The sequence below is a fragment of the Cellulosimicrobium sp. BMG9.22 genome (assembly GCF_059159975.1).
This window is the reverse complement of sequence record NZ_JBZGBY010000001.1, coordinates 13707-33318: the sequence shown is the minus strand read 5'-3', so window position 1 is coordinate 33318 and position 19612 is coordinate 13707. Positions and strand designations below refer to the sequence as shown.

The window sequence follows — 19612 nt, the reverse complement described above, 5'->3', positions numbered from 1 at the left end:
GCGGTTCGAGTCGTTAGTGCTGGACGTCGTAGACGAGCTTGACGACGCCGTTCGCGTACGTTGCGGAGTCGCGCAGCGACAAGGTGCGACGGTCCGCACCGCGTGGGCCGAAGATCGTCTTGCCGCCGGGGAGGAGGTAGGGGAACGTCAGCAGGTTGTAGCGGTCGATGAGGCCGGCTTCGCCCAGCCGCAGGGCGAGCTCCGCGCTGCCGTGGATGAAGATCGCGCCCCCGTCGGTCTGCTTGAGGTCGGCGACGTCCTGGGTGCTGCGCAGGATGGTCGTCGGTCCCCAGCCGTCGACGAGAGCGTCCTCCTCGAGCGTCGTGGACATCACGTACTTGGGGAGCTCCTGGTAGGCCGCGTGGTCGGAGGACGTCGGCCAGAAGCTCGAGAACGCCTCGTAGCTGCGTCGGCCGAACAGCAGGGCTGTCGTCTCCTCGAGCTCTTCGCCCTTCAGGGCGTAGGCCTCCGGGACGAAGTCGGTGTCGAACACCCATCCGCCTCCGGGATGGCCCTCGGCCGTTCCGCCGGGAGAGTCGACCGAGCCGTCGAGGGTGATGAATCCGGTGTAGACGAGTTCGCGTGCCATGGTTCCGTTCCTGTTCGGGGGTGGTGCAGTCGAGTCGGCGGTCAGACCCGGACCGTACGCGCCACCGACAGCTCGGGTCACCGCAATTGCATGTACCCCTCCTCGCACGATGTGGTCAACCGTCGGTCTCGTGCTCGGGTGCGCAGTGGGCCGGATCGTCCTGGCCAGTGACGCAGCCGCGGAAGAGACGGCTGCCTGAGGACCGGCGTTGCTCCGACGTCGGAGAACCTTGGTTCGCGACGCCCGACGAAGGGTCGGTCTCGCGGAGGCGGAGCGCGCGGGCGCTACGGGGTCCGTCTTGACGTTGTGGGTCGTGGGGTATCAGTGGGCGAAGTGGCGCCGTGGGTGTTCGGCGGTGTGCGTGTCGGCGTGGGTCATGTCCTCGGGGGTGCCTTCGTAGACGACGTGGCCGCCGTCGTGCCCGGCTTCGGGGCCGACGTCGATGTTCCAGTCGGCGGCTGCGACGACGTCGAGGTTGTGCTCGATGACGACGAGTGTCGACCCGTGGTCGACGAGGCGGTCGAGCAGCGTGAGCAGCTGTGCGGTATCGGTGATGTGGAGTCCGGTGGTGGGTTCGTCGAGGACGATCGTGCGTCCGGGTGCGCCGAGCTGGGCGGCGAGCTTGAGCCGCTGCCGCTCGCCGCCGGAGAGGCTGGTCAAGGTCTGGCCGAGCGAGAGGTAGTCGAGTCCGACGTCTCGGATGCGCCGCAGGATCGCCAGGATCGGTTCCTGCGTGAAGTAGTCCAGGGCGTCGGTCACGCTCATCTCGAACACGTCGGCGATGCTGCGGCGGGCGACGAGGTGGGACTGTGCCTCGGTGGTGAATCGTCGGCCGTCGCAGACCTCGCAGCGCGTCAGGACGCCGTCCATGAACGCGAGGTCGGTGTAGATGACGCCGTTGCCGTCACAGGCGGGGCAGCCCCCGGTGGAGTTCGGCGTGAACAGCCCGGCCGGCTCACCGGTGGTCCGGGCGAAGACGTCGCGGACGAGGGTCAGCAGGCCGGTGAACGTCGCTGGGTTGGAGCGGCGTGAGCCGTGGATGGGGCGCTGGTCGATGACGACGGTCATCACACTGCGAGGGATGCGGGTGGTGACGTGCTGAAGGTTGTTGGTGGTGGCGTCGACGATGTCGAGCCACCCGGACGGGCTGCGTCGTGGTCGCCGCTGCGGACGTCGGGTACGCAAGCCACGCCCGGTGGGCGTGCTCGCGCGGAGCAGGTCCGCGTAGTCGCCCTGGTAGACGACGTGCCCGCCGGCGGCGCCGGCTCCTGGGCCGAGGTCGATGACGTGGTCGGCGATCGCCATGATGTCCGGGTCGTGCTCGACGACGATCACCGTGTTGCCGCGGTCCCGGAGCTCGAGCAGCATCTGACCGAGGGCAGCGACGTCGCGGGGGTGCAGACCGACGGTGGGTTCGTCGAAGACGTAGAGCAGGTCGGCCAGGGCGCTGCCGAGGTGGCGAACCATCTTGATCCGTTGCGCCTCCCCACCGGAAAGGGTGGATGTCGCGCGGTCGAGGCTGAGGTAGCCCAGGCCCAGTGTGATCATCCGACCCAGGTGCACCTGCAGGGCATCGACGAGCGGTGCGACCGCAGGGCTGTCGATGGCGGCGACGTGCCGGGCGAGGTCGTCGATCTGCATCGCGTTGAGGTCGGCGATGGACCTGCCCTGGATCGCGCTCGCGCGGGCCGGCGTCGCGAGGCGGGTGCCGCCGCACTCAGGGCATGGCCCGCGCGAGACGATGCGCTCGAACGCCGCGCGCTGAGCGCCCTTGAACGACTCCGGCTCGCGCTGCAGGTACAGACGTTCGAAGCGGGTGACGAGCCCTTCGTAGGCAGTGCCGACGGCGTCCATCCCCGCGGGAGGGGTGAGCTCTCCCGCCGGCGCGTGAAGGAGCACCTCACGTTGCTCCGGGGTGTAGCCGCTGATCTTGGCGTCCGGGTCGAAGAAGCCGGACCGTGCGTACGCCTTCCACAGCCACGTGCCCGGCTTGAACGTCGGGAACGTGATGGCCCCCTCGTTGAGCGACCGGCTCGCGTCGACGAGCGCGGCCTCGGACACGACGGCTGCGACGCCCAGACCCTGGCAGTGCGGGCACATCCCGGCAGGGTCGTTGAAGCTGTAGGCGTTGGAGTACCCCGCGCGCGGTTCGCCGAGCCGCGAGTACAGCAGCCGGAGCCGAGCGCCGATGTCGCTGATCGTGCCCACGGTGGAGCGCGGACCGCCGCTGAGCCGCTGCTGGTCGACCACGATGACCGCCGAGAGGTTCTCCAAGGACTCGACGTCCGGGTGCGCATAGCTCGGCAGACGGCCCTGAGCGAACGCGGAGAACGTCTCGTTGAGCTGGCGTGCCGACTCGGCCGCGATGGTGTCGAACACCAGCGACGACTTTCCCGACCCGGAGACGCCCGTCACGACGACGAGCTGGTGCTTGGGAACGTCGACGTCCACGTCCTTGAGCGAGTTCTGCCGCGCCCCCCGGACACGGATGACGTTCTCCGACACTGATCGCACTGCATCCTCCGACCACGGTTGACGGTCGACCACGCGCACTGACCGCTACGGCATCCACGAAACTATACGACGTATAGTTGACGGGCGCGGTGGCGAGAGGGAAGGCAACGACATGGATGAGCGCCGGTTGGTGCAGCTGCTCTGGCGCGAATCGCCCGCCGGGGCGCGGTCGGGACTCAGTACTCGGAGCGTGACCGCGCTGGCCGTGGACCTCGCCGACCGCGAGGGACTCGACGCCGTGACGATCCGGCGGCTGGCACACGAGTGCGGGGTCAGCCCGATGGCTCTGTACCCCCACATCGGAGGCCGGGCCGAGCTCCTGCAGCTGATGTTCGACCACGTCGCCGGGACGACGTACGTGAACGCGGCGCCGCTCGACGCGCTCGCCTGGCGTGATCGCATCACCGCGGTGGCCGACGCCAACTGGTCCGCGCACCAGCGCCATCCCTGGCTCGCCGACCTGGCCCCCGGGAGACCCGTACCCGGACCGGGCGCATCGGCGAAGTACGAGACCGAGCTGCGCAGCCTGGAAGGGCTCGACCTCACCGACCTCGAGATGGAACACACCCTGACGGCCCTTCTCTCGCTCGTCCAGGGCGCGGCACGAGCCGCCAGGGCGGTCGCCGGTGCGCGAGGGCTGGACGAGCCCGACGACACCCCGTGGTGGCAGACGCTCGAGCCCGCACTCCTGGACGCGATCGGCAGCCCCGCGGCCTACCCCGTCGCCACACGAGTAGCGCGCTCCCTGGGTGAGACCACCGGCAGGGCCAACGACCCAGAAGGCGCCTTCCGTCGCGGCGTGGAGCTGTTGCTCGACGGGCTCGACCACGTCGAGCGATGCCGTCGGTGGCTCGCCGAGAGCGGGCAGTCGGTCTGATCCGGCACCGGTCCTGGAGCTCAGCCGGGGGGTTCGTCCGACCCGCGGTCGAGGCCGGACATCGTGTCGAAGGCGTTCTGGAACGCGTCGGTCGCCTCCTTCGAGTCCGGCGACAGCGGCGCGTAGACGGCTTGCGCCTCCGCCTCCGGCATCCCGTTCTGCACGGCGACGGCGACCGCCAGCTCGTGGTTGCCGCTCGCGACGAGCTCCTTGTACGAACCGCCGGCCGCGACGATCCGGTCGACCGCCGCGCCCACGTGGTCGGGAAGCAAGAACTTCGCGAGCTCGGTGGCGACGGTGACTCCGCCGGCCACGGCCACGGGGTTCAGACCGGAGGCCGCGATGCCCGCCAGGGTCCCGGCCGCCGAGAGGAGATTCGCCTGCAGCTTCGCGTTCGCCTCTCCCTCCAGCAGCCCGGCGTACTCCATCCCGCCGTACACCACGCCCGCGACGCGCAGGACGTCGTCGGTCGCGGTGGGCTGCGCGGCCAGCTCGGGGACCACGCCCGACTCGGGGAGGTACACCGCCGCGAGCGTCCGCATCTGGTAGCTCGTGGCGAGCTGGCCCCACCGCACCGCAGCATCCGGATGGGTAGAGGCGGTGCCCGCGATGACCTCCCGGAGCGCGAACGGGTCGAGGACGGGCATCGGTCCGTGGGGCCCGACGTCGAGGTCCAGGTACCGGAGCCGCGCGAGGCCGACCTGCGTCTCCGGCGCGACGCCGCCCGCGGCGGCCTCGGGCGCCTCGGCGTAGACGGCGTCGTCGAACGCGCCCAGGTACGGCTCGTACAGGTCGACGAGGTGCAGCACGGCGTCGCGCGAGAGCGGGGTGGCGAGCAGGCCCTCGGGCAGGGCGGTCGTCACGCGCGCGACGAGCGCGGCGGCGCGCTCCTGCTGCGCCGGGGCACCGCTCGACTCCCCCTCGAGCACGGCCGCACGCAACGTGTCGGCGAGCGCCTCGCCACGGTCGAGCCCCGAGGCGAAGGGCGCCGCCCCGACCCACCGGGCGATCCGCTCGCGTCCCAGGGCGTCGTCCCCGGCCGGAGCGAAGAAGTCGAGGGCTTCCGGGCCGGATCCGGCGAGGCCCCGGAAGACCACGACGTCGAGCTGGGCGTCCACGGCGTCGGTCGCGGGGTCGGCCAGGGCCCCGGGCGAGAGGTAGGGGGCCGAGGGGCCGGCCGTCCCGGTCCCCGGGATCCTGAGCGAGCGGCGGACCCCGTCGTCCAGGGCACGGGCGGCGCCGAGGTGAACCCGTCCCGGGACCAGGGGCGCTCCGAGCAGGAGTGCGGCGTACGGCGCCCACGGGACCGCCTCGAACCGCCCAGGAAGATCCGTGACGGAGAGCATCTCGCGCCCGAGCTCCTCCTGGGCCTCGGTGTCGAGCGCGCGTGTCCAGGCCGAGAAGCCCCGCGTGACGTGCTCCGCCGTCGCCGTGTCGCCCGCGGGACCGAGCTCGGCGAGCAGCACGTACGACTCCTCGGGCGTCGTCGCGGCGAAGAACGCGGACCAGAAGACGTCGTCGTCCTCGCCCTGCGCCACGAGCAGGGACAGCTCGTCGACGGCCGCCGCGCGTGCCGCGTCATCATCGGCACAGGGTGCGTCGCTGCCCACGAGCCCGTCGAGGACCACCGCAGCACGGGAGCCCGCGTCCCACGCACCCTGCAGGGACCACGCGGTGCGGCCGGAGGCGACCCACAGGCCGACCGTCGTGACGTCGCTCAGCGGTGCGAGGCGGCTCGCGGCACGGCGCGCCTCCGCCTCGGCGGCGTCCCGCGCGCGCCGCCAGTCCGCCTCCGCACGCTGGACGTCGTCGGCGGCGTCGGCCGCACGCGCCCGTGCCGTGGACGGGTCGACGGCGGAGGGCGCGAGCGCGGAGGTCCGCGACGGTCCGACGCCGGTCTGCCAGACGCCCGCCGGTCCGGAGCCGAACGGGGCGGGGGAGCCCGGCGCCGGGAGCCCGGGGAGCGTCGGTGTGGCGGTCCAGGCCGCCGCCGACCAGCGGCGCTGCTCGTCGAGCGCGGCCTCGCGCCGCGCGATCGCGTCCTGCGCGTCGCGCTGGTGCACGGCCAGCACGTCCGCGTAGTCCCGCAGTGCGCATGCCGCCTGCTCGAGCACGTGCGCCGCAGTGGTGGTCCGGGTCTCGACGCCCGCCAGCCGCTCGACGGCGCGCGTCACCGGCGTGCCGCGCTGGTCGGCGACCGACTGGCGCACGCGGGAGACGTCGCCCTGTGCGGTGCCGAGCGCGCTCGCCGCACGGGAGAACGCCCCGGCGGTCGTGGCGAGCCCGGCGGGGTCGCCGGGCAGCGGCCTGATCTCAGCGTCGCGCACCGTCACACCGCCCGCCGCGCGAGGCTTCCGCCGCCGTGCACGGTCGGCGACAGCAGTACGGCGAGGTGCCGCGCCGTCGACGACTCCGCGCCGTCGAGCACGGCGGCCGCCGTGGTGAACGCGTCGCCGACCTGGGCGAGGTCGGCGACGAGGGTGCGTCGGGTCAGTGCCCACGTGTCCAGCACCGTCGCGAGGGCGGACGCGAGCGCGGCGTCCCCGGCGGCCCGGCCCGGGTCCACGTGTGCCTCCGCGGCCGCTGCCGCGGCGAGCTGCGTCCCGGCCGACGAGACTCCCGACCCCGCCGCCGCGAGCGCTTCCGTGTCGACCAGGACCGACACGGTGCCGCCACCCACCCCGCCCACCGTGCCATGACTGCTCATCCGCCCCCCCCGTGTCGACGGGCCCGCGTCGGCAGTCGGCGGGCCGTGCGCCGAACCTAGCAAGGGGCGGTGCGCCGTCGACGGTTGTCCACAGGCGGCTGGTGGGGTGTGCCGACGCCGCGTCCACGACATCGCTTGACGACCCTCGGCTCGTGGTGAGACAGTGCTCGAACATCCCGGAAACGTTTCCAGATCAGTCTTCTCAGGTGGCTCGGAAACGTTTCCAACGACGGACTCGACGACGAGGTGGAGCGACAGTGACGTCATCACGCGCCACGCTGATCCAGGTGGCACAGCGGGCCGGGGTCTCCCTGGCCTCGACCTCCCGTGCGCTGCACGGGACGGGTGCGAGCGAGGCGATGGTCGAGCGCGTGCGCGCCGCGGCCACCGAGCTCGGCTACAGCCCGGACGCCATCGGGCGCTCGCTGCGCCTCAAGAAGACGTTCCAGGTCGCCTTCGCGGTCGCGGACATCGGGAACCCCGTCTACGTCGAGATGATGACCGCGATCCACGAGGTGCTCGCGCCGCACGGGTACCGCGTCGTCGTCATGACCACGGGGGACACGACGGCCTCGACCGCGGAGCTCGTGCGCAGCCTGTCGAGCGGGTTCGTCGACGCGATGATCCTCAGCCCGCTGCGCACCGACGACGAGCTCGTGCACGAGATCCAGCACGCGTCGGTGCCGGTCGTGGTCATCGGCCGCACCCTCGCCGACCGCGGCATCGACTCGGTCTCGACCGACTCGGCGGGCGGCATCGGCGAGGCGGTGCGGCACCTGCTCGGCCTCGGGCGCCGTCGGATCGGCTTCCTCAACGGCCCGCTCGACACGACTCCCGGCGAGGCGCGCCAGCGCGGCTTCGACGCCGCGACGCGCGACCCCGGTTTCACGGGCGAGCGCGCCGAGGTCGCCGTCGCGGCGGACTTCACCGTCGCGGCTGGCCTCGCGGCGGCACGCGACCTCCTCGCCGCCCAGCCCGCCGCCGAGGCTCACGCAGGGCCGGTCGCCGCGTCCGACGGCGCCCCTCGCCTCGACGCGATCGTCGCGGCCAACGACCTGCTCGCCATCGGCGCGATCCGCGCGGTGCGCGAGGCCGGGCTCTCCGTCCCCGGCGACGTCGCGGTGACGGGCATGGACGACACCGAGATCGGCCGCGTGTTCCAGCCGAGCCTCACGAGCGTGTCCCTCGGCTCGACCGAGCGTGGTCGCGTCGCGGCACAGCTCGTCCTCGACCTCGTCGACGGCGACGCGGAGGCCGGGCGGCACACGCTCGTCGGTCCGCGCCTCGTCGTGCGCGAGTCGACCGAGTCGACCGAGGCGACCACGTCGGCCGAGGTCGCCGGAGCCCTCGCCGCGCCCCCGGTGACCGCAGCGCCCGAGGCGAGCGCCGCCGTCGGGCAGCGCGCCGCCGCCCTGACGGAAGGAGGTGCGCGATGAGCGCCCCGACCCTCGCGGGCGACCCGCACGCCGCCGCCGCCCGCCGTCCCGACCGCGGCGCGCCCCGCCGGACCGGGGGCATGGCGCGCGCCAAGCGGCGCGAGGCGATCGCGCTCGTCATGCCGTCGCTGCTGCCGATCCTCGTGCTGAGCGTCGCGCCGCTCGTCATGGGCGTCGCGCTCGCGTTCACCGACGCGCGGCTCGTCCGGAACCCGGACTACCAGTTCGTGGGCGTCGACAACTTCGTCCGCCTCGCCGACAACAGCTTCTTCTGGGACTCGTTCCGGATCGGCATGATCTGGGCCGTCTCGGTGACGCTGCTGCAGCTCGTCGCGGCGATGGGGCTCGCGCTGCTGCTCAACTCGGGGCTGCGGCTCCAGGGCCTCACGCGCGTCCTCGCGCTCATCCCGTGGGCGATGCCACCGGTCGTCGTGGCGATCATGTGGCAGATGATCTACTCGCCCAACGCCGGGCCGCTCAACGCGTTCCTCGGCAGCATCGGGCTCCCGGACGACATCAACTGGCTCGCGGACTTCTCGACCGCGCTGCCGGCGGTGATCGTCGTCGGGGTGTGGGTCGGCATGCCGCAGACGACCGTGACCCTGCTCGCCGGGCTCCAGCAGATCCCGGACGAGCTGCACGAGGCCGCCGCGATGGACGGCGCGAACGCGTGGCGCCGGTTCACCGCCGTGACGCTGCCGAGCCTGCGGCCGATCATCACGTCGATCACGTCGCTGAACTTCATCTGGAACTTCAACTCGTTCTCGCTGGTCTACGTGCTCACCGAGGGCGGCCCGGGTGGCCGGACGATGCTCCCGATGCTCTTCACCTACCTGGAGGCGTTCAAGAACCGGAACATCGGCTACGCCGCCGCGATGGGCGTGGTGCTCGTGGTCGTCGTCGTCCTCCTGCTCGCGATCTACCTGCGGTCCCAGTTCCGCGCCGAGAAGGAGAGCTGAGAAGTGCGCGCACTCGTCCGCCCCGCCCAGTACGCGGCCCTGGCGTTCTACATCCTGTTCCTCGGCTTCCCGCTGCTGTGGCTGATCTCGGCGTCGCTCAAGTCGTCCGGCGAGCTCAACTCGCTCACCGTGAGCCTGCTCCCGCAGGACTGGCACTGGGAGAACTACTCCGAGGCGCTGTCCCGCCAGGGCCTCGTGCGCTCGGCGTGGAACAGCGCGGTCGTCGCGATCGTCTCGACGGCGCTCGTCATCGTCATCGCGCTGCCCGCGTCGTACGTGCTCGCCCGGCTCCGGGGGAAGATCCGCGCCGCGGGCGTGGGCTGGATCCTCGTGAGCCAGGTGTTCCCGGTGATCCTCATCATCCTGCCGCTGTTCCTCATCCTGCGGACCATCGGGCTCACGGACAGCCTGGTCGGGCTCACGCTCGTCCACACCACGTACACGCTGCCGTTCGCGCTCTGGATGATGCAGGGCTACGTCGCCGCGATCCCCGTGGACCTCGAGGAGGCCGGGTCGATGGACGGCGCGACGCGCTTCACCGTGCTGCGCACGATCGTCTTCCCGCTGCTCATGCCCGGGGTCGTCGCGACGGCGATGTTCAGCTTCGTGTCGTCGTGGAACGAGTTCTTCTTCGCGCTCGTGCTGCTCCAGTCGCCCGAGAACTACACGCTGCCCATCACGCTGAAGATGTTCATCGGCGGCGAGGGCAAGGTGGCGCTCGGCCCGCTCGCCGCGGGGTCCGTGCTCGCGGCCATCCCCAGCATCGTCTTCTTCTCGCTCATGCAGAAGCGGCTCACCGGCGGCCTGCTCTCCGGCGCCGTGAAGGGCTGACCGACATGCCGCCGTCGGCCACACCGAGCCACCCGACCGACCGCACGACGACGCGCGACCCGCGCTCCGCCGTCGGGCAGACCCCCGCACGACCCCATCCGAAAGGGAGAACCATGAAGACTCGTGGTGCGTCCATCGCCGCATGCCTCACGATCACGACCCTGCTCGTCGCGTCCTGCGGGAGCGGCGGGGACGAGGGTGGCGGTGACGGCCCCGTGACCCTCGAGTTCCAGTCGCTGTCCGACCAGCCCGCCGCGATCGAGGCGACCGAGAAGATCGTCGCGGACTGGAACGAGGCCAACCCCGACGTGCAGGTGGAGATCGTCCCCGCCGGCTGGGACGGCATCTACGACAAGCTCATCACCCAGTTCAACGGCGGCGCCGCGCCGGACATCATCCACTACGAGGCGGCGAGCATCGTGCCGTTCGCGGTCGACGGCTACCTCGCCGACCTCTCGGAGTACATGACCGACGAGAAGCGCGCCGACATCCCCGAGGGCATCCTCGACTCCGTGACCGTCGACGACCAGGTCATCGCCTACCCGACCGAGCTGCAGTCCTACATGGTGTTCGCGAACAAGACGATGCTCGAGGCCGCGGGCGTCGAGATCCCCACGGGCGAGACCATGACGTGGGACGAGCTGCGCGAGATCTCGAAGGCGACGACGAAGGACGGCGCCTACGGCCTCGGCTGGGGCCTCGCGAGCCCGACGGCCGCGTTCATGGCGATGGCCCCCGGCTTCGGCGGCGAGTACTTCGAGGGCACGGGCGCCGACGCGAACATCACCATCGGCGAGGGCGAGATGGCCCTCCCCGAGCTCGTCGACGAGATGGCGCACACCGACAACACGGTCCTGCCCGTCACGCTCACGCAGTCCGGCTCGGAGACGCTCGCGTCGTTCTACGCCGGCCAGGTCGCGATGACGATCCAGGGCTCGTTCCAGGCCGCGAACATCGCGAAGGACGCGCCCGAGGGCTTCGACTGGGTCGTGCTGCCGCCGCTCGAGGGCCCCGAGGGTGCCGAGCAGGCCGCCAACCCGCAGACGCTCTCGGTGAACATCGACTCCGAGCACGTCGAGGAGTCGGCCGAGTTCATCGAGTTCTTCACCGACACGGAGAACCTCGCCGCGCTCAACGAGGCGGACGCGCTCATCCCGGCGACGACGTCGGCACAGGAGGCCATGGCCGCGTCGCTCGGCGAGGAGAACGGCTGGGACACGATCCTGTCGTCCGGCCAGCACCTCACGTCGGCGCCGTACCTGTTCGTCGACGCGTACGCGCAGTGGAAGGACACGGTCGCGACGCCCGCGTACCAGAAGTTCCTCGCGCAGGAGATCGACGCCGACCAGCTCGCGAGCGAGCTGGAGAACGGCTGGGACGAGATCACGAAGTAGGGCCCGAGCAGGCCCCGAGCACGACGGCCGGGGTGGTCGCGAGACGACCACCCCGCGCCGGACCTCGCGACCCGCACGCCGGGTCGCACCGGGCGCGAGGCGCGCCATGGATGGACGAACAGGGAGTGGACCCGTGAGCTGGCTGGACGACCGAGCGGTGGCCGTGATCACCGGAGCAGCGGTGGGAGACGCGCTGGGGGGCGCCACCGAGGGTTGGACCCCCGAGCAGATCGAGGAGCGCCACGGTGGGCGCGTGACCGGGATCGTGGAGCCCTGGTACCCGAACTGGCAGGACGCGCGTCCGATCGCGCCCTACCACAAGGGCGACGGGCACATCACCGACGACACCCTCATGACGCGAGCGCTCGTCGAGGTGTACGCCAAGCGCCGCGAGCACCTCGACGCGTACGCGATGGCCGAGGACCTCGTGCCGCTCATGATCGGCGAGCCGCGCTGGATCCCCGAGCTCGAGTCGACGGCGCTGCTCCTGCAGCGCGTGTTCCTCGCCGAGAAGTGGATCGTCGCGCGCCTGCACTACGGGCACGTCGACCCGCGCGAGGCGGGCGTCGGGAACGTCGTGAACTGCGGCGCGGCGATGTACGTCGCGCCGGTCGGCCTCGCCAACGCGGGCGACCCGCGCGGCGCGTACGCCGAGGCGATCGACCTCACCGGCGCGCACCAGGCGAGCTACGGCCGCGAGGCCGCGGGCGTGTTCGCGGCGATGGTCGCGGCGTCGGTCGCGCCCGGGGCGACGGTCGACGACGTCGTCCGCGCCGCGCTCGACGTCGCGCACGACGGCACGGCCGCCGCGCTGCGCGCCGTCGTCGAGGCGTTCGACGGCTGGACGACGGCGCCCACGACCGACGAGGAGGAGCGCGCCCTCGCGCGGCTCGTCCGCGAGACCGTCGCGCCGTTCGACTCCGTCGGGCCGGAGTACCGGCAGATGTCGATGGACGCACGCCGTCCGTCGCGGACCAAGTCCATCGAGGAGCTGCCCGCAGCGCTCGGGTTCGTGCTCGGCCACCGCGGCGAATTCCGCGGCGCCGTGCTCGGCGCCGTGAACTACGGCCGCGACGCCGACTCCATCGCCGTCATGGCGGGTGCCGTCTGCGCCGGGCTCGGCGGGACCGCCGTCGTGCCGGACGAGTGGCTCGACGCGATCGAGGAGGCGAGCCGCATGGACGTCCGCGAGACCGGCCGTCTCATGGCCTCGGCCGCGCAGGACATCCTGCGCGCCGACCGCGAGCGCGCCACGGCCCGCCTGCGCGCGCTCGACGTGCTCGGCGAGTCCGCGCCGGACGGGGCGCCGGGGGTCACCGCGGCCGTCGTGCCCGACGGCGCGGCGCGCCACCTCGCGGACGGTGATCCGGCGTGAGGCTCACCTGGGCGCAGCCGGAGGACCTGCTCGCGCACGAGCTCGTGCAGTCCGCGGCGGAGGGCAAGGACGCGGCGGCGCTCGCGGACGTGGGTGAGCGCTGGGCGGCGGCCGGGGGAAACCCCGTGCCCGCGGTGAGCGGCGCCGGGCCGGTGCCCGCGACCCCGGCGCTGCGCGCGCTCGCGCGCGAGCTCCTCGACGAGCTCGACGCGCTGCCCGCCGCGTCCGCACCGCACGAGCCCGACGACTGGGACGCGATCGTCGCCACGCTCCCGCCGGCGCCCGACCTGCCGACCCGCCCGGGTGCCGTCGGGCACGAGGTCACCGACGCGCCGAGCCGTGACGCCGCGTACGCCGACCGCGTGCTCGGCGCGTGGACCGGCCGCGCGGCGGGCTGCCTGCTCGGCAAGCCGGTCGAGAAGATCCCGCGCCAGGGCATCGAGGAGATCCTGCGCGCGACGGGCCGGTGGCCGCTCGACCGCTGGTTCACCGCCGTCGGGCTGCCCGACGACGTCGCCGCGCGCTGGCCGTGGAACAAGCGCAGCGCCCCGACGTCGCTCGAGGAGAACATCGACGGGATGCCCGAGGACGACGACCTCAACTACCCGATCCTCGCGCTCGCCCTGCTGGAGAAGCACTGGCGCGCGTTCACGACGGACGACGTCGCGCAGCTCTGGCTCGACGCGCTGCCCGCGGGCCGCGTGTTCACGGCCGAGCGCGCCGCGTACCGGAACGTCCTCGACGCGCGGCACGTGCCGGAGACGGCGACGCACCACAACCCGTTCCGCGAGTGGATCGGCGCGCTCATCCGGACGGACGTCCTCGGCTGGGTCTCGCCCGGCGACGTGCGGGGGGCCGCACGGCTGGCCTGGACGGACGCACGCCTCAGCCACACGCGCAACGGCGTCTACGGCGCGATGTGGGCCGCGGCGCTCGCGTCGGCCGCCATGGTGTGCGACACGGTGGTCGACGTCCTCGACGCCGCGGACGCCGTCGTGCCGCCGGGCTGTCGCCTCGCCGCGGCGATCCGGCTCGGCCGGAACGCGGGCCGCGACGGCGACACGTCCGAGGCGGGCGTGCGCGCCGGCCTCGACGCGATCCACGCCGCGTACGGCGACCTGCACTGGGTGCACGTGCTGAACAACGCGGCCGTGGTCGCGTACGCGCTCACGGCGGGGCGGGGCGAGGACGGCCGCGGCGACTTCGGCGCGAGCGTGTCGATCGCGGTCACCGCGGGCTGGGACACCGACTCCGCGGGCGCGACCGTCGGCGGCGTGGTGGGGGCGCTGCAGGGCGTCGACGGCATCGGCGAGAAGTGGACGCGCCCGCTCGACGGGCACATCGCCACCTCGCTCCCCGGCGGCGAACAGAGGATCGTGGACCTCGCGGCGCGCACGGCGGCGCTCGCAGGGGTCCGGGTCCTCGACAAGGCACACGCGAGAGCACGCGAGGGAGCACGCGCATGAGCACGACGGCGGACGCGGGCCAGGGCGGTCCGGTGCGGCCCGGCGGGGTGCCCGCCGCGCACGACGGCGCCGCCGCGCACGACGATGCCGCCGCGGCGCGCGGCGTGGGCCAGGTCGTGGTGGTGGGGTCGGCGAACGTCGACCTCGTCGTCGACGTGCCGCGCCACCCCGGCGGCGGCGAGACGATCCTCGGCGGCGACCTGCGGCGCAACCCGGGCGGCAAGGGCGCGAACCAGGCCGTCGGGTCGGCGCGCGCGGGCGGGGCGGACACGACGTTCGTCGGCGCGCTCGGTCACGACGACGCGGCGGACCTGCTGCTCGCGTCGCTCGACCGCGGGGGAGTCCGTACCGACCTCGTCGAGCGCGTGGACGTCGCGACCGGGACCGCGCTCATCACCGTCTCGCCCGACGGCGAGAACGCGATCGTCGTGGCGCCGGGCGCGAACTCGCACGTGACGGTCGGCGCCGCGCAGGCGGAGCGGATCGCGGCGGCCGACGTCGTGCTCGCGCAGCTCGAGATCCCGCTCGACGTCGTGCTGGCCGCCGCGACCGCGCGGCGTCCGGGGGCGCTCATGGTGCTCAACGCCGCGCCGTCACGCGACCTGCCGGACGACGTGTGGGCCGCGCTCGACGTGCTCGTCGTCAACGAGCACGAGGCAGCCGACCTCGCGGGCGTCGCCCGCACGGGGGCGACGCCGGGCGTCGCGCCCGTCGATGCGGCCGGGGCAGACGAGGGTGTCCCGGCCGCCGAGCGCTCGCAGGGCGCCGTCGACCCGTCCGCGCTGGCGACGCTCCTGCTCGACCGCGTGCCCGCCGTCGTCGTGACGCTCGGCGGCAAGGGGAGCCTGGTCGGCGAGCGGCTCCCCGGTGGGAACCTCCTCACGGACATTCCGGCGATCCCCGTCGAGGCCGTGGACACGACCGGCGCGGGCGACACGTTCTGCGGCGTGCTCGCCGCGGCGCTCGCGCGGGGCGCGGACCTGCCCGACGCCGCGCACCTCGCCGCGGCCGCGGGTGCGCTCGCGGTGACCCGGCCGGGGGCGCAGGATGCCGTGCCCGACGCGGCGGACGTCGTCGCGCTCGCCGAGCGGGCGGCCACGGGCTGAACCCGGCGAACCGCACCCGGGCCGCACCGGCCTGACCAGCACCAGACCGAGCGCGGGACCGCCCGCCGAGGGAAAGGCACCATGACGTACACGTTCGACCCGCTCGTCCCGCGACCGATCGACCGGCCGACCGAGGTCGCGCTCGGCGGGCCGCTCACGCCCGAGCAGTCCCTCGCGCTCGACGAGGCGAAGATCTTCGTCGGCCCGGCCGACCCCGCCGACCGCCCGGCATGGCGGGAGCGGCTCGCCGCGTGGCGCGACGACGCCCGCCGTCGCCACGGGTACACCGGTGCCGCGTACGAGCGTCCCGAGGCGGAGTGGGCCGCGGGATGCTCGACGGTCGCGCAGGTCTGGCTCTGGGACGAGCTGCTGTACTCGTCCGACGAGCACCGGTTCACGCCCGAGCGGTTCCTCGCCGACGCGCGCGACCGTTTCGGCGGGCTCGACGCCGTCGTGCTGTGGCACGCGTACCCGGTCATCGGGATCGACGACCGCAACCAGTGGGACTTCTACCGCGACGTGCCGGGGATCGTCGACCTCGTGCGGGCGTTCCACGACGCGGGCCTGCACGTGTTCGTCGACTACAACCCGTGGGACGTCGGCACGCGCCGCGGCGACGACGACCTCACCGAGCTCGCCGCGCTCGTGCGCGACCTCGGCGCCGACGGCGTCTTCCTCGACACGCTGAAGAAGGCCGAGCCCGAGCTCGTCGCGCGGCTCGAGGCGGCACGCCCCGGGATCGTCCTCGAGGGCGAGTCCAAGCTGCCGGTCGAGCGCATCGAGGACCACTCGTCGTCGTGGGCGCAGTTCTTCGCGGACTCGCCCGTGCCCGGCGTGCTGCGCGCGCACTGGTACGAGCGCCGCCACATGCAGCACCACGTGCGCCGCTGGCACCGGGACCACTCCGAGGAGCTGCAGTCCGCGTGGCTCAACGGCGTGGGCGTCATGGTGTGGGAGGTCGTGTTCGGCGTCTGGGTGGGCTGGTCGCCGCGCGACGCCGCGACGGTCAAGCGCCTGGTCACGGTCCAGCGCGCCGCGCGCGAGCTGCTGCTCGAGGGGGAGTGGACGCCGCTCGCCGAGCTCGCGCCCGAGGCGGAGGCCGCGGGGGTGTACGCGTCGCGCTGGCAGCTCGACGGCGTGACCCTGTGGACGCTCGTCAACCGCGGCGGCACCGACTACGTCGGACCCGCGCTCCCGGCCGACGAGTTCTCCCGCCGAACCCTGGATCCCTCCGCAGCGGGCCCGGTCGGTGGGGAGGAATCCCGGGCTCGGCACGGCGTGCGGGTGCCCGCGCGGGGGATCGCCGCGGTGCTGCGGGTGGCCGACGGCGTCGCCGAGCCCGCGTGGCTGGGGCACCTGCGCGAGGTGGTCGCGTCGCTCGACGAGTCCGCGCCCCACGAACAGGACACGCGGTTCCCGCACCGGCTCGCACGCCGTCTCGACGCGACGCCTGCCGCCCCGGTGCCGTCCGCGCCTGCCGCGTTGACGCCGTCCGCGTCGACCACGCTCGGCGCTGTGGAGAGTGCCGCCGTCGGGCCGGACGAGGCGACCCGCGCGCCCGAGCCGGGTGCCGCCGTCGTGCCCGCCGGGCCGTACGTGCTGACGGTCCGGTACCGGGCGCGCGAGACGGGGATGTACCAGGGTGCGCCGTACGTCGACGAGTGGAAGCCGCTGCCGCCGCGCCTGCACGACGCGCGGACCCTCCAGCGCGACGGCGACCTCGCCTCGCCGGTCGCGGTGGGCGGCGACGTGACGAACGCCGAGTTCGCGGCGTTCCTCGACGCCACGGGCTACGCGCCCGCCGTCGCTCACCGGTTCCTCGCGCACTGGGCCGACGGCCGTCCCACGCCGGGGACGGAGGACGAGCCGGTGACGTTCGTCGATCTCGACGACGCGCGCGCGTACTGCGCGTGGCGCGGCGGGCGCCTGCCCACCGAGGACGAGTGGCAGCTCGCGGCGGAGCAGCCCGGCTGGACGCGGCGGGAGCCCGCTGTGTGGAGCTGGACGGCGTCCGAGCACTCCGACGGGCGCACCCGGTTCGTCATGCTCAAGGGCGGCAGCGACTACCGCGCGGAGGGCTCCGACTGGTACGTCGAGGGCGGTCTGCACGCCGCCGACTACGCCGTGAAGCTCCTCGTCCCCGGCCTCGGCCTCGCGCGCGGCGCGACGGTCGGGTTCCGCTGCGCGTGGGACCTGACCGCCGAGGGGGTGACGGCATGACGGGCGCTCCTCGCGTCTCGCGCGACCCCGCCGGCGGCGCGCTCGCCGGGTTGCGCGTCGTGGACGCGTCGACGCTGTTCGCCGGGCCCATGGCCGCGATGCACCTCGGCGACCTGGGCGCCGACGTGGTCAAGGTCGAGCACCCCACCCGACCCGACCCGTCGCGCACGCACGGCGCAGCGAAGGACGGCGTCAACCTGTGGTGGAAGACGCTCGGGCGCAACAAGCGCACGGTCACGGCGAACCTCGGGAGCGAGGGCGGGCGGGAGGTGTTCCTTGCGCTCGTCGCCGAGGCCGACGTCGTCATCGAGAACTTCCGCCCGGGAACGCTCGAGCGCTGGGGGCTCGGCTACGACGTCCTCGCCGAGCGCAACCCGCGGCTCGTGCTCGCGCGCGTGAGCGGGTTCGGGCAGGTCGGCCCGTACCGGACGCGACCCGGCTTCGGGACGCTCGCCGAGGCGATGAGCGGGTTCGCCGCCATGACCGGCGAGCCCGACGGCCCGCCGACGCTCCCGCCGTTCGGCCTGGCCGACGGCGTCGCGTCGCTCGCCACGGCGTTCGCGGTCATGGTCGCCTTGTCCACGCGCGAGCGCACCGGCCACGGGCAGGTCGTCGACACCGCGATCATCGAGCCGATCCTCGCGATGCTCGGGCCGCAGATCACGCGCTGGGACCAGCTCGGCACGGTCCAGCCGCGCACCGGCAACCGCTCCGCGAACAACGCGCCGCGCAACACGTACCGCACGCGCGACGAGCAGTGGGTCGCGGTGTCGACGTCGGCGCAGTCGATCGCAGAGCGCGTCATGCGGCTCGTCGGGCGGCCCGAGCTCATCGAGGAGCCGTGGTTCGCGAGCGGCGTCGAGCGCGCGCGCCACGCCGACCTGCTCGACGACGCCGTCGGCGGCTGGATCGCGCAGCGCACGCGCGACGAGGTCGTCGCCGCGTTCGAGGAGGCGCAGGCCGCCGTCGCGCCGATCTACGACGCGCACGACATCGTCGACGACCCGCAGTTCCGCGCGCTCGGCACGATCCACGAGATCGAGGACCCGGAGCTCGGACCGATGCTCATGCAGGGGCCGCTGTTCCGGCTGTCCGACAACGACGGCGTCATCCGCTTCACCGGCCGCGCGCACGGCGCGGACACGGACGAGGTGCTCGGCGAGCTCGGGTTCGATCCCGAGCGCGTCGCCGAACTGCGGTCGGAGGGGGCGGTATGACCGACCCCCGCACCGCAGCGCCGCTGACGCTGCTGTACGTGCCGGCGGACCGGCCCGACCGGGTCGCCAAGGCGCTCGCGTCCGCCGCCGACGTCGTGCTCGTGGACCTCGAGGACGCCGTCGCGCCGGCGCGCAAGGACGAAGCGCGGGGGAACGTCGTCGGGCTGCTGGACGAGGCCGCGGCCGAGCGCGGGGTCCAGGTGCGGATCAACCACCCCGCGACGCCGTGGCACGCCGACGACGTCGCGGCGCTCGCAGGGCTGCCGGCCGCCGTCGGGGCGCGTGTGCCCAAGGTCGAGTCGGCCGACGAGGTGCGTGCGCTCGCCGCGGCGCTGCCGGGGCGGGCTCTGCACCTGCTGGTCGAGTCGGCGCTCGGCGTCGAGCGGGCCTTCGAGATCGCGACGGCGTCGCCTCAGGTCGCGTCGATCGGCCTCGGCGAGGCGGACCTGCGCTCCGACCTGCGGGTCGACGACGAGGCCGGGCTCGCGTGGGCGCGCAGCCGGGTCGTCGTGGCGGCCCGGGCGGCCGGTCTGCCGTCGCCGGCGATGTCCGCGTACACGCATGTCCGGGACCTCGACGGGCTCGCGGCGTCGTGCCGCGCCGGGCGCGCGCTCGGGCTCTGCGGCCGCACCGCGATCCACCCCGGGCAGCTCGACACCATCCGCGACGCGTTCCTGCCGACACCGGACGAGGTGGACCGCGCGCGCGAGGTCGTCGAGCGCGTGGACGACGCCGCGGCGTCGGGCACGGGCGTCGTCGCGCTCGCGGACGGCACGTTCCTCGACGTGGCGATGGTCGAGCGCGCGCGCACGGTCCTCGCGCTCACCGATCGATGAGGTGGCGACGTGGTGGACGCTCGACAGGAGTCGTCGCCGAGGTCGTCGACGGTGCGGCAGAATGCGTGAACGCTCGATCTCCCCA

At 73.5% G+C, this 19612-nt stretch carries 15 protein-coding genes; 11 read left to right on the top strand and 4 right to left on the bottom strand.

What is annotated here, in order from left to right; all coding sequences use genetic code 11:
• Window positions 1–13: 13 nt before the first annotated feature.
• Together AC4H2H_RS00135 and AC4H2H_RS00130 are read right to left on the bottom strand one after the other, a co-directional pair.
• On the bottom strand, window positions 14–589 hold the full coding sequence (locus AC4H2H_RS00135) for a dihydrofolate reductase family protein (protein ID WP_494368781.1): 576 nt from the start codon (window positions 587–589) through the stop codon (window positions 14–16).
• Window positions 590–910: 321 nt separating this feature from the next.
• Window positions 911–3094: an excinuclease ABC subunit UvrA gene (locus AC4H2H_RS00130; protein ID WP_494368780.1), complete on the bottom strand. Its 2184-nt coding sequence runs from the start codon at window positions 3092–3094 to the stop codon at window positions 911–913.
• Window positions 3095–3293: 199 nt separating this feature from the next.
• Here AC4H2H_RS00130 and AC4H2H_RS00125 point away from each other — a divergent pair, with 199 nt between their 5' ends.
• Complete coding sequence (locus AC4H2H_RS00125; protein ID WP_494368779.1) at window positions 3294–3980, top strand: TetR/AcrR family transcriptional regulator; 687 nt, start codon at window positions 3294–3296, stop codon at window positions 3978–3980.
• 20 nt (window positions 3981–4000) lie between these two features.
• Here the strand turns inward: AC4H2H_RS00125 and AC4H2H_RS00120 are convergent, their stop codons facing one another.
• Both AC4H2H_RS00120 and AC4H2H_RS00115 read right to left on the bottom strand, forming a co-directional pair.
• Window positions 4001–6307 carry a hypothetical protein gene (locus tag AC4H2H_RS00120; RefSeq protein ID WP_494368778.1) on the bottom strand — a complete coding sequence of 769 codons (2307 nt, stop codon included), beginning with the start codon at window positions 6305–6307 and terminating at the stop codon, window positions 4001–4003.
• Between the two features lie 2 nt (window positions 6308–6309).
• Window positions 6310–6687 (bottom strand): hypothetical protein, encoded by a 378-nt coding sequence (locus tag AC4H2H_RS00115; protein ID WP_494368777.1) that lies wholly within the window; start codon window positions 6685–6687, stop codon window positions 6310–6312.
• A 257-nt stretch (window positions 6688–6944) separates the two neighbouring features.
• Between AC4H2H_RS00115 and AC4H2H_RS00110 the strand changes: the two genes are divergently transcribed.
• The 10 genes from AC4H2H_RS00110 to AC4H2H_RS00065 all read left to right on the top strand — a co-directional run bounded on the left by AC4H2H_RS00110 (window position 6945) and on the right by AC4H2H_RS00065 (window position 19527).
• Window positions 6945–8123: a LacI family DNA-binding transcriptional regulator gene (locus AC4H2H_RS00110; RefSeq protein ID WP_494368776.1), complete on the top strand. Its 1179-nt coding sequence runs from the start codon at window positions 6945–6947 to the stop codon at window positions 8121–8123.
• Entirely contained in the window at window positions 8120–9082 is a 963-nt protein-coding gene (locus AC4H2H_RS00105) for a carbohydrate ABC transporter permease (protein ID WP_494368775.1), read from the top strand. The genes AC4H2H_RS00110 and AC4H2H_RS00105 overlap by 4 nt, the downstream gene beginning before the upstream one ends.
• A 3-nt stretch (window positions 9083–9085) precedes the next feature.
• Window positions 9086–9913, top strand: coding sequence for a carbohydrate ABC transporter permease (locus tag AC4H2H_RS00100; protein ID WP_494368774.1), 828 nt, complete (start codon window positions 9086–9088; stop codon window positions 9911–9913).
• 113 nt (window positions 9914–10026) lie between these two features.
• Window positions 10027–11307: an ABC transporter substrate-binding protein gene (locus AC4H2H_RS00095; protein ID WP_494368773.1), complete on the top strand. Its 1281-nt coding sequence runs from the start codon at window positions 10027–10029 to the stop codon at window positions 11305–11307.
• Between the two features lie 133 nt (window positions 11308–11440).
• The gene (locus AC4H2H_RS00090) at window positions 11441–12682 is read left to right on the top strand and encodes an ADP-ribosylglycohydrolase family protein (protein ID WP_494368772.1); all 1242 of its coding nucleotides are present in this window, start codon (window positions 11441–11443) and stop codon (window positions 12680–12682) included.
• Window positions 12679–14148, top strand: coding sequence for an ADP-ribosylglycohydrolase family protein (locus AC4H2H_RS00085; protein WP_494368771.1), 1470 nt, complete (start codon window positions 12679–12681; stop codon window positions 14146–14148). Before AC4H2H_RS00090 ends, AC4H2H_RS00085 begins: the two co-directional genes overlap by 4 nt.
• Window positions 14145–15254, top strand: coding sequence for a ribokinase (locus AC4H2H_RS00080; RefSeq protein ID WP_494368770.1), 1110 nt, complete (start codon window positions 14145–14147; stop codon window positions 15252–15254). Before AC4H2H_RS00085 ends, AC4H2H_RS00080 begins: the two co-directional genes overlap by 4 nt.
• An 81-nt stretch (window positions 15255–15335) precedes the next feature.
• A complete protein-coding gene (locus tag AC4H2H_RS00075) occupies window positions 15336–17474 on the top strand; it encodes an SUMF1/EgtB/PvdO family nonheme iron enzyme (protein WP_494368769.1) in 2139 nt (712 codons plus the stop codon).
• Entirely contained in the window at window positions 17471–18691 is a 1221-nt protein-coding gene (locus tag AC4H2H_RS00070; RefSeq protein WP_494368768.1) for a CaiB/BaiF CoA transferase family protein, read from the top strand. Before AC4H2H_RS00075 ends, AC4H2H_RS00070 begins: the two co-directional genes overlap by 4 nt.
• On the top strand, window positions 18688–19527 hold the full coding sequence (locus AC4H2H_RS00065) for an HpcH/HpaI aldolase/citrate lyase family protein (protein WP_494368767.1): 840 nt from the start codon (window positions 18688–18690) through the stop codon (window positions 19525–19527). Before AC4H2H_RS00070 ends, AC4H2H_RS00065 begins: the two co-directional genes overlap by 4 nt.
• Window positions 19528–19612: the final 85 nt, after the last annotated feature.